Origin of the sequence: Breoghania corrubedonensis (genome assembly GCF_003053845.1) — a bacterium.
GTDB lineage: Bacteria > Pseudomonadota > Alphaproteobacteria > Rhizobiales > Stappiaceae > Breoghania > Breoghania corrubedonensis.
Map to the genome: position 1 here is coordinate 392,446 of NZ_QAYG01000003.1, position 10,698 is coordinate 403,143.

A 10,698-nucleotide genomic window follows, 5' to 3' on the forward strand; every position below is an offset into this window, starting at 1 on the left:
CAGCAAAGACCGCGTCGGGAAACGCGTCGGATAAACCCATATCTCCGGCCGCGATGAAAGAGCTTTGCGTCCTCCGGGAGGATGGCGAAAAGCGATACCCCGATGCCCGTTTGCCTCGTTTTCGCAAGGGCCGATCTAGAACCTGATCACCGCAACCGTATCGCCGGCCTTCAGCGCGGGCGCATGAGGCGCACGTACGATGAGCCCGTCTGCCGCCGCAAGACAGGAGAGAACGGAGGAATCCTGTTGAACGAAGGGGGTTGCGACCAGAACACCGGCCTCGTCGTGGTGAAGCCGGGCGCGCAGGTAATCCTGCCTCCTGTCGTTCTCCGCAAGCGGCGCGGCGAGAATCGCCTGTTCCTGTCGCTCGGCTTTCTCCAGGCGTCCCAGGAGGGCCGCAAGGAGAGGGCGCAGGAACAGATGGCCGCAAACGAGGCTTGAAACCGGATTTCCGGGAAGACCAAGTACCCGCATCGGCCCCAGATGGCCGGCCATCAACGGTTTGCCGGGCCGCATGGCGATGCGCCAGAAGGAAAGCTCCATGCCTTCGTTTCCAAGCGTCGCCTGGACCAGATCATGATCGCCCACGGAGGCGCCGCCAAGCGTTACCAGAACGTCGGCGTTCCAGGACAGCGCCTCGCGCACATGGCCGGCGATTTCCGTTTGGCTATCGCGGGAAATGCCGAGCCGGCGAGCTTCGCCGCCACAGGCTTCCACAAGTGCCGCGATCCCGTACTGGTTGGAAGCGACAATCTGGTCGGGTCCCGGCTCCTCTCCCGGTTCCACCAGTTCGTCGCCTGTCGCAAGGACCGCCACGCGAGGGCGGCGGCGCAGGGAAACCTGCGCATGGTTCATGGCTGCCGCCAGCGCCAGCGCCCGGTAGTCGAGTATGGCGCCCGCTTTCAGCAGAACGTCGCCCTTGTCGAAATCGAGACCGGCTGGGCGCACATAAGTACCCAACGCCGCGCCCTGTTTTGCGGTCATCACATCGCCGGCACGCTCGGCGTTTTCCTGGATGAGAATGGTGTCGGCGCCTTGCGGAAGCGGGGCGCCGGTGAAGATCCGCACGGCCTCGCCCGAATTGACCGTTCCGGAAAAACCATGTCCGGCAGGCGCTTCGCCGATGACCTTCAGGTCACACGGAATATTCGCCAGGTCCCCCGCGCGCACCGCATAGCCGTCCATGGCGGAAGCGGAGAAGGGGGGCTGGGTGCGGGTGGCGGCGAGATCGCTCGCCAGCGTGCGCCCGCCTGCTTCGGCGAGCGGAACGCGTTCGGCCCGCGTCGGTCCGACGCCCTCGAGCAGACGTTGCAGCGCTTCGGCAACAGGAATGAGGTCCATTTCTTCGCTCCGCTCAGGCGGCTCCGTTCCAGTCCGGGGCCTTCCAGTCGCCGGACTGCCCGCCGCTCTTCTCCACCACCTGAATGCCGGAAAGCACCATGAACCGGTCCACGGCCTTGGCCATGTCGTAAATTGTGAGACATGCAACGGAAGCCGCAGTCAGGGCTTCCATCTCGACGCCCGTCTTGCCGGTTACCTTGGTGGTCGCCTTGACGCGCAACCCGGGAAGGGTCTCGTCCGGATCGATCTCGACGGTGACCTTGGAAAGCGCCAGCGGGTGGCACAGAGGGATGAGTTCGTGGGTGCGCTTTGCGGCCATGATGCCGGCGATGCGCGCGGTGGCGAGCACGTCGCCCTTCTTGGCGTTGCCGGAAAGGATCATCGCCAGCGTTTCAGGCTTCATGCTGACGGAACCGATCGCGGTCGCGGTGCGGGACGTGTCGGCCTTTTCCGCCACGTCGACCATGTTGGCGGCGCCAGAGGCGTCGATGTGGGTGAGGCGATCGCCTTCGGCCATTGTACTATTCCGCAGCTTGAGAATTGTCGCGGGCCAGCAGCTTGCGCGTCGCGGCCGCAACGTCGTCCTGGCGCATCAGGCTTTCGCCGATGAGGAAGGTGTGAATGCCGACCGAGGCGAGGCGCGTGCAGTCGGCGGGTGTGAAAACGCCTGATTCTCCCACGATCAGCCTGTCTGCCGGCACCATGGGGGCGAGGCGTTCGGACGTGGCGAGGCTTGTCTCAAAGGTCTTCAGATTTCGGTTGTTGATGCCGAGAAGGGGCGATCGCAGCTTCAGGGCGCGTTCCAGCTCCTCTTCGTTGTGGACCTCCAGAAGCACCGACATGGAAAGCGCGAGCGCAGCGTCCTCAAGAGCCGCAGCCTCGTCATCGTTCACCGCCGCCAGGATGATCAGGATGCAGTCTGCCCCCCAGGAACGCGCCTCGTAGACCTGATAGGGCTCATAGAGGAAATCCTTGCGGAGAGCTGGCAACGAGCAGGCGTCGCGCGCTGCCTTCAGATAGTCCGGCCTTCCCTGGAAGGAGGGGGTATCGGTGAGAACCGAAAGACAGGTGGCGCCACCCGCCTCATAAGCGCGTGCGAGCGCTGGCGGGTCGAAATCCGGCCGGATCAATCCCTTCGACGGGCTCGCCTTCTTGATTTCGGCAATCAGCCCGTAGCGGCCGGCCGCGACCGCTGCCCGCAGGGCTCCCTCGAAATCGCGCGGCGGTGCGGCAGCCTCGGCGGCTGCACGGATCTCCGCTTCCCCGACGCGCTCCTTCGCCGCCGCGATTTCCTCGCGTTTGTAGGCCTCGATCTTCTTCAGGATATCGCTCATGTGGAAACCCGCGCCGCGCCTCGTCGATTTTCAGGCATGCGCCTTTCAGGAATTGGAGATTGCGACGAGCTTGTCCAGCCGCTTCAGGGCTGCCCCGCTGTCAATGGACTTCCGGGCGAGTTCGATGCCTTGGGCGAGGTCGGAAGCCTTGCCCGCCACGATAAGTGTCGCGGCGGCGTTCATCAGAACTGCGTCGCGATAGGCGTTCCTTTCTCCCGACAGCACGCCGCGCAGCGCGGCCGCGTTTTCGGCGGGTTCGCCGCCCTTCAGTGCCTCCGGCGCGGCCGTCTCAAGCCCGACATCGCCCGGTGCGATTTCGAAGGTCGTGACCTTTCCTTCCTTCAGTTCCGCCACGCTGGTCGGCCCGCAAACGGTGATCTCGTCGAGCCCGTCCGAACCGTGGACGATCCAGGCATGTTCCGCCCCCAGATTGTTGAGCACATGCGCCAGCGGCTCCACCCATTCGCCGGAGAAGACGCCGATCATCTGTCGTGTCACGCCTGCGGGGTTCGATAGGGGGCCCAGCAGGTTGAAGATCGTGCGGGTGCCAAGCTCCGCGCGTGCCGGCCCCACGTGCTTCATCGCGCCATGATGGGCCGGGGCGAACATGAAGCCGAGCCCCGCTCCGGTGATGCACTGCGTGATCTTTTCTGGTGCGATGTCGATGTTGACGCCGAGCGCCATGAGGGCATCCGCGGCCCCGGACTTCGACGACATCGAGCGATTGCCATGCTTGGCGACCGGGACGCCGCAACCTGCCACGACAAAGGCGGTGCAGGTGGAGATGTTGTAGCTGCCCGACGAATCTCCCCCGGTGCCGACGACGTCGACAGCCCCCTCCGGCGCGGTCACCGGCACCATGCGAGAGCGCATCGAGGCGACGGCGCCGGTGATCTCGTCCACCGTTTCGCCGCGCACCCTGAGTGCCATCAGGATGCCGCCGATCTGCGAGGGGGTGGCATTGCCGCTCATCAGGATGTCGAAAGCGGCAGTGGCTTCGTCGCGGGTCAAAGGGGTGCCTGCGGCGGCTTTGGCAATCAGGGCCTTCAGATCAGACATGCATCCCCCAAACGCGACGCGAACCGACTATTCATTGCTGGTGCCGATGGCATTCGACAACGCAGCCTGATTGATGTTGACGCCGATGGTATCCTGGACACCGGTGACGAACTGCGAAATGAGCGAGGTCTGCAACATGTCCGACAGCTCGTTGTCGAGCTTGGTCATGATGTCGGACTCCGCGAAGAAGGCCGGCGTGGTGACGGAAGCGACCTGCAACACGATCCGTCCGCCGTCGGCCCCATCCGCGGTTGCGACGGTGCCCTCCGGGCCGGTAAACGCTTCGGTCACCGCCTGCGCGGACAACGCATTGTTGTTGCGATCGCGCGAGAACGGCTGCGAGGTCTCCAGCTTCATCTCGGAGGCTTCGGCAAGGCTGGAGAAATCAGCTCCATCCTTCAGCTTCTTCGCCATTTCCTCCGCGCTTGCGGCAAGGCGCTGCTGAACCTGCTCGTCCTTCCAGTCGGCCGCGACCTTTTCGCGCACCTCGTCGAGCGTGCGATCGCGCGACGGCGTGATATCGGCCACATCGAACCAAAGATAGCCTCGGCCGCCGACCGGCACCGGCGGCGCCTCGTCGTCGGGTTCCGTCTGAAACGCCTCGGTCAGGAGATCCGGAGCATCGGGCAGGGTGACCTTTTCGCCCTTCGGATTGGTACCATCGCGGGCGATGGCATCAATGGTGTCGAGCTTCAGGCTGAAGCGCTTGGCGATCTCGGCGAGCGTCGCGCCGCCGGCACGCGCATCCTCGATCTCGTCATGCATTGACAGGACCTCGTCCTCCGCCCGCTTGGTGGCGATCTCGCTCTTGAGGGTGTCCTTGACCTCTTCGAAGGGCTTGGTCGCGGCCGGCTTGATTTCCGTCACCTTGATGATGCGCGGGCCGAACTGGCCGTCGATCACATCGCTGACGCCATTCACCTCGAGTGAGAACGCGGTATCGGCGATGGAAGGGTCGATGATCTTGTCCTTCGTCATCAGCCCCAGATCGACGTCGGCAAGCGAGAGATCGTGTTCCTTCACGAGGTCTTCGAAACCGGTGCCGGCCTTCAGCTTGGCTTCATCGGCCTTGGCCTTTTCCGGATCCGTGTACGTGAGCTGGAACACGTGTCGCTGCTCGGTGGTTCCAAAACGGTCGGGATCCGCATCGTAACGGGCATGAGCATCCGCGTCGCTCACGTCTTCCGGTTTGGCGATATCGGACGGCAGAACCGTCAGGATTTCCAGCTTGCGGTATTCCGGAGCCCGATAATTGGCGGTGTGATCCTTGAAGAAGGTTTCGAGTTCATCCGCTGAGGGATCGGCGATGGGGGGAAGCGAATCCTTCGTCAGCGTCACGTAATTGATCGTGCGCTCCTCGAAACGGAAACGGTGTGCGGCCTCCAGCAGCGTCTCGGGTGGATTGATCGCGCCGGTCAGCGCTTCGGCAACCTGACGACGCTCGGCGAGCTTGCGCGCCTGCTCGACATACTGGTCCTCTCCCAACTGGTTGGCATAGAGCACCTGCACCAGCCTGTTCCGGTCGAAGCGTCCATCGGGGCCACGGAATGCCGGATTGGCGTGGATCTGCTTCACCAGCTCCTTGTCCGAGATGCCGACCTTGAGCGACTGGGCGATGTGGTCGAAAGCCGCCTCGGCGACGAGACGGCCCAGAACCTGGCCCGGAAGCCCCATGTTGACGGCCTGTTGGCGCGACAGGGGCTGACCGATGCGCTGGCTGAAGTTCTGCACCTCGCGCTGATAGGCGGTCTGGAACGCCCTGATCGTGACCTCCGCATCGCCCACCTTGGCGATCGTGTCTTGCCGGAAACCACGGAAGATGTCGGCGATACCCCAAATACCGAAGCTCAGCACGAGCAGCGCGATGAAGATCTTTGCGACAAAGCCGCCGGCGCTCTTGCGCAGGGCGTTCAGCATGGAGAATTCCTGTTGTCTGGGCGGCTTTCCGCCGTTCGGTCTGCGATTTGGCCGGGATAATAGTGAGGCGAAACGCGACGGGCAAGCGAAGCGGATTTGTAATGTCCGAGATATCTGCTAGCCAATATGCCGAATGATATTCGCAAGTTCGTCGTTGGAAAGGACGTGAGCGGCATGAGTGCGTCGATCAAACCCTTGGTTGCCGGCAATTGGAAGATGAATGGCCTGCGTGCGTCGCTGGGCGAGATCGCGGCGGTTGGCGGCGATTTTGGGCCGACGCTTTCGGCCAGGGTTGACGTCATGATCTGCCCGCCGGCGCCGCTCCTTTATACCGCGGCCGTCGCCTCTGTCGGTACTCCGGTGACGATCGGTGCGCAGGATTGCCACGTTGCGGCATCGGGCGCCCACACGGGAGACATTTCGCCCGAGATGCTGCGCGATGCCGGGGCAAGTGCGGTGATCGTCGGTCATTCCGAGCGGCGGGCCGACCACGGCGAGAGCGATGAGGATGTGCGCGCCAAGGCACAGGCCGCATGGCGCGCTGGCCTCGTCGCGATCATCTGCCTGGGTGAAAGCGAAGGTGAGCGCAAGGCCGGCACGACGCTTGACGTCATCGCAAGGCAGCTTTCAGGGTCCGTTCCCGATGGCGCAACCGCCGCCAACACCGTTATCGCCTACGAGCCGATCTGGGCGATCGGCACCGGCCTCACGCCGACGGCGAGCGATGTGGCGGAGGTTCATGCGGCCCTTCGCAAGGATCTTGAAAGCAGATTCGGCGTGGAAGGGGCCGCGATGCGCCTCCTCTACGGTGGTTCGGTAAAGCCCGGCAATGCGGCGGAACTGATGGCCATTGCCAATGTAAATGGCGCGCTAGTCGGCGGTGCCAGCCTCAAGGCGCAGGACTTCCTCGGCATCCTGGCAGCCTACGGCGACGATTGATCAGGGGGCCACTTTACCCCTCATAACGGCGACTGCGGGCACACGGCGTTGCAGACGGCTTGAAACTCCCTATCTGGCAAGGGTGGAAAGCCGGTGCGTGATCGTGTAGAAGGCGCGCAACGTGTAATCAGGTATCCGATACAAGATGCAAACCGTCATCATCGTTATCCATCTCATGGTCGTGCTCGCCCTCGTGGCGGTCGTGCTTCTTCAGCGCTCCGAAGGCGGAGCCTTGGGCATTGGCGGCGGCGGCGGCTTCATGAGCAGCCGGGGCACGGCGAACGTGCTGACCCGCGCCACGGCCATCCTGGCGGCGATCTTCTTCGTTACGTCCATCGTGCTGACGATTCTCGCCCAGAACGGTGAGCGGCCTTCGTCGATTCTCGATCAGATCAATACACAGGTTCCGGCAACCGCGCCGTCGTCCGCTCCCGGCGAAGACGGAAACCCCTCGCTTCTCGATTCGCTGAAGCAGGCCAGCCCGCCGCAGCAGGGTGACGCGCCCGCAGGCGCCGCGCCGGCCGGGAGCACGCCGTCTGGAACCGATGCCCCGGCCAACGGCGCCGCCGCAGGCGACACGCCGGCAGCCCCTGCCGCGCCGAGTGGTCCGCAGGTTCCCGTCTCCCAGTAGGGTTCGGCGTTCATTGTGAAACTGATGGCCGCGGATGAAAGCTCGTCCGCGGCCCCTTCGTTCGTGCAGACAGCGGTTCGCCGTTTCCTGGTCATGCGTGTTTCATCGCATGGTCCTGCGGCGTCTTTCCTGTTTGAAACGCAGTAATACGGGTGGCCGAATCGTCGCCCGCAAGCATATGGTTTATGTCCATGGCGCGGTACATATTCATCACCGGCGGCGTGGTGTCGTCTCTCGGAAAAGGGCTTGCGTCGGCGGCCCTTGGAGCGAGTCTTCAGGCTCGGGGTTACAAGGTTCGGCTGAGGAAGCTGGACCCTTATCTCAACGTCGATCCGGGCACGATGAGCCCGACGCAGCACGGCGAGTGCTTCGTAACCGACGACGGCGCGGAGACCGATCTCGATCTCGGTCACTATGAGCGTTTCACCGGGCGTCCCGCCAACCAGCAGGACAACATCACCTCCGGCCGCATCTACCGCGACATCATCGCCAACGAGCGACGCGGTGAATATCTGGGCGGTACCGTTCAGGTGATTCCCCACGTGACCGACGCCATCAAGGCCTTCGTCCTCGATGGTAACGAGGATTTCGATTTCGTCCTGTGCGAGATCGGCGGCACGGTTGGCGATATCGAGGGACTGCCGTTCTTCGAGGCGATCCGTCAGCTCGGCAATGAACTGCCGCGCGGCGATGCGATCTACATCCATCTCACGCTGATGCCCTACATCCCGAGCGCGGGCGAGTTGAAGACCAAGCCGACTCAGCACTCGGTCAAGGAGCTGCGCTCCATCGGCATCCAGCCCGATATCCTGATGGTGCGTTGCGACCGGCCTATTCCCGAAGCCGAACGCCGCAAGCTCTCGCTCTTTTGCAACGTGCGCGAGAGCGCCGTCATTCCCGCGCTCGATGTCGCCTCCATCTATGACGTTCCGATCGCGTATCACGAAAGCGGGCTCGACGATGAGGTGCTGACCGCCTTCGGCCTCACCGGAGCGCCTCAGCCGGATTTGTCGCGCTGGGAAAAGATCTCCAAGGCGATCGCCAATCCTGAAGGCGAAGTGACGATCGCCATCGTCGGCAAGTACACGGGCCTCAAGGACGCCTACAAATCGCTGATCGAGGCGCTCGTTCACGGCGGTATCGCCAACAACGTCAAGGTCAATCTGGAATGGATCGAATCGGAGGTCTTCGAAAAGGAAGACCCCGCGCCGTGGCTTGAGGAGGTCAACGGCATCCTGGTTCCCGGCGGTTTCGGAGAGCGCGGATCGGAAGGCAAGATCGCGGCCGTCACTTTCGCGCGGGAGCACAAGGTTCCCTATTTCGGCATCTGTTTCGGCATGCAGATGGCCGTGGTGGAGGCTGCGCGCAATCTCGCCGGGATCGCGGATGCGAATTCGACGGAATTCGGGCCGACGCGCGAACCGGTGGTCGGCCTGATGACCGAATGGTTGCGCGGCAATGCCCTGGAAAAGCGCGTTGCCCACGGAGACATGGGCGGCACGATGCGGCTCGGCGCGTATCCTGCCGCCTTCGCGCCAGACAGCCATATCGCCAAAATCTACGGGTCGACGGAGATTTCCGAACGTCACCGGCACCGCTACGAGGTCAACATGGACTATCGCCGGCGGCTGGAGGCTTGCGGACTGCGGTTCGCCGGCACCTCGCCGGATGGCATCCTGCCGGAGACGGTGGAACTGGAAGATCATCCGTGGTTCATCGGTGTCCAGTATCACCCCGAGCTGAAGTCCCGTCCGTTCGAGCCGCATCCTTTGTTTGCCTCGTTCATTGCGGCCGCGGTGGAGCAAAGCCGCCTGGTGTGATCCGGCGGATACGGTCATGACGGCGGACGCGGGTCGCGCGGATTGATCTCGCCCGACCGTCAGGTCTATGCTCAAGATCTTGATCTTGGCGCGGTTTCTTGTCGTTCGAACAGCATCGTCCCGACCGGAGCCGCGCCGGTCGCAGGGGCCATCAGCGAACCGGGGACTGTCGATGAGCGACGAAACCACTGATCTGACCTTCACCGACGGCGCCTCCGCGTTCGAGTATTCCTGCCAGTGCCTCGATTGCACGGTGGAGCTGAAGAAGCCGCTGCCGGCGCTCGTGCTCGATGCGCGCGAGCATTTTGGCCAGGCGACACCCACCAAGATCAACGACGACGGCACACAAACCGTCGTCCTGAGAATCCCCAACCCCGAAGGCGGTTTTGTCGTGCTGGCGCGTACGGCGGGAAAAGACGGGCCGGAGCTGGCTGGCGGCGAACTGGTCGCCTGGATGCCGCTTCTCTACAACGAGGCGCTTGCGGAGGAGACCGACGAGGCGGGCTTCGGCTGGGTCGGCGTCGTCATCGGTACGTTGCAGCCGGTCCTTCGCGAGGGCGGCTGGCTCGGAGATGTCCGTTACGGCGAATAAGAGGGCACGATGCGCGCACGCGGAATAGATCATATCGTTCATGCGGTGGAGGATCTTGAAGCCGCGCGCGAAGCCTATTCGCGGCTTGGCTTCACCCTGACGCCCTATGCCGAACATCCCTGGGGAACCCGCAATTTTCTCGTTCAGCTCGACAGTGCCTTCCTGGAGGTGCTTGAAGTTGTCGATCCGAGCAAGATGGAGGAGGCCGATATCGATGCCTTTTCCTTTGGCGCCTTCAACCGCGATTTTCTCGCGCGCGGGGAGGGGATGTCGATGCTTGTTCTCGACAGCGACGATCCAGACGCGGATCGAGCCGGCTTCCGCCTGGCCGGGCTTGCGACCTATGCGCCGTTCTCCTTCGAGCGTATTGCCGGCCAGCCTGACGGCAGCGAGGCCAGGGTCGCGTTCGACCTGACCTTCACGACCGATCCCGCCCTGCCGGATGCGGGTTTCTTCACCTGCCGCAACCGATATCCGGAGAATTTCTGGAAAGCCGCTTACCAGCGTCATGCGAATGGGGCCTGTGGTATCGGCGGCGCCATTCTGGTCATGCCGCGCCCGGCTGATCTTCAGGAGTTCGTCGAGGGCTTCACCGGTATCCGCGAACTGAAGGTCACGAGCTTCGGCATCGGCTGCCACACCGCACGCGGCACCTTCGACGTGATTACCCCGGAAGGCTTCACGGCTCTCTATGGGGAGGCCTATCCGCTGCACGAGATGGTGACACCGCGTTTCGCCGCCGTCCGGTTAACGGTCGATGATCCGGCTGCATTCGCAGATGCGGCGCGAGTCAGCGGAAGCGCGGTCTCTTTCGGCGGGGAACGCGCAATCATACCCGCCTCGGAGCTGCACGGCATGGCGCTCATTGCGGAGAGGCGGGCCTGAGGCAGGAATTCCTTGGGCATGTTTGCCGCCGGAAGTCCGTCAAGGCTTGCACCGGTGTCTGAATCTGCTATGAAACCGGCACATCGGGAGCCCGTAGCTCAGCTGGTAGAGCAACTGACTTTTAATCAGATTTTCTTTCAATAAAATCAAATATTTGGCTGTAAATTTTGAATTTGCCTG

Annotated in this window: 10 protein-coding genes and 1 tRNA gene; 6 read left to right on the top strand and 5 right to left on the bottom strand. The window is 63.2% G+C overall.

All coding sequences use genetic code 11. The features are described 5' to 3' along the window. Nucleotides 1–135 precede the first annotated feature (135 nt). From C8N35_RS12195 to C8N35_RS12215, 5 genes are read right to left on the bottom strand one after another with little or no spacing between them, the layout of a single operon-like run. Entirely contained in the window at nucleotides 136–1,341 is a 1,206-nt protein-coding gene (locus C8N35_RS12195; protein WP_107989953.1) for a molybdopterin molybdotransferase MoeA, read from the bottom strand. Between the two features lie 13 nt (nucleotides 1,342–1,354). Further along, nucleotides 1,355–1,858 (bottom strand): cyclic pyranopterin monophosphate synthase MoaC, encoded by a 504-nt coding sequence (gene moaC / locus C8N35_RS12200; protein ID WP_107989954.1) that lies wholly within the window; start codon nucleotides 1,856–1,858, stop codon nucleotides 1,355–1,357. Between the two features lie 4 nt (nucleotides 1,859–1,862). After that, a complete protein-coding gene (trpC, locus tag C8N35_RS12205; protein WP_107989955.1) occupies nucleotides 1,863–2,675 on the bottom strand; it encodes an indole-3-glycerol phosphate synthase TrpC in 813 nt (270 codons plus the stop codon). 45 nt (nucleotides 2,676–2,720) lie between these two features. Beyond that, nucleotides 2,721–3,734, bottom strand: coding sequence for an anthranilate phosphoribosyltransferase (trpD, locus tag C8N35_RS12210; RefSeq protein WP_107989956.1), 1,014 nt, complete (start codon nucleotides 3,732–3,734; stop codon nucleotides 2,721–2,723). A gap of 27 nt (nucleotides 3,735–3,761) precedes the next feature. Beyond that, complete coding sequence (locus C8N35_RS12215; protein WP_107989957.1) at nucleotides 3,762–5,651, bottom strand: SurA N-terminal domain-containing protein; 1,890 nt, start codon at nucleotides 5,649–5,651, stop codon at nucleotides 3,762–3,764. Between the two features lie 174 nt (nucleotides 5,652–5,825). On the opposite strand from C8N35_RS12215, the gene tpiA reads away from it, so the two are divergent. From tpiA to C8N35_RS12245, 6 genes are all read left to right on the top strand, one after another. Further along, the gene (tpiA, locus tag C8N35_RS12220) at nucleotides 5,826–6,590 is read left to right on the top strand and encodes a triose-phosphate isomerase (RefSeq protein WP_107990001.1); all 765 of its coding nucleotides are present in this window, start codon (nucleotides 5,826–5,828) and stop codon (nucleotides 6,588–6,590) included. A gap of 145 nt (nucleotides 6,591–6,735) precedes the next feature. Further along, entirely contained in the window at nucleotides 6,736–7,221 is a 486-nt protein-coding gene (gene secG, locus C8N35_RS12225; protein ID WP_107989958.1) for a preprotein translocase subunit SecG, read from the top strand. A 191-nt stretch (nucleotides 7,222–7,412) separates the two neighbouring features. Further along, nucleotides 7,413–9,041 (top strand): CTP synthase, encoded by a 1,629-nt coding sequence (gene pyrG, locus C8N35_RS12230; protein ID WP_107990002.1) that lies wholly within the window; start codon nucleotides 7,413–7,415, stop codon nucleotides 9,039–9,041. Nucleotides 9,042–9,213: 172 nt separating this feature from the next. Continuing rightward, nucleotides 9,214–9,633 carry a hypothetical protein gene (locus C8N35_RS12235; protein WP_107989959.1) on the top strand — a complete coding sequence of 140 codons (420 nt, stop codon included), beginning with the start codon at nucleotides 9,214–9,216 and terminating at the stop codon, nucleotides 9,631–9,633. 9 nt (nucleotides 9,634–9,642) lie between these two features. Beyond that, entirely contained in the window at nucleotides 9,643–10,518 is an 876-nt protein-coding gene (locus tag C8N35_RS12240; protein WP_107989960.1) for a VOC family protein, read from the top strand. Between the two features lie 86 nt (nucleotides 10,519–10,604). Beyond that, nucleotides 10,605–10,681: transfer RNA gene (locus tag C8N35_RS12245), tRNA-Lys, on the top strand. Nucleotides 10,682–10,698 lie beyond the last annotated feature (17 nt).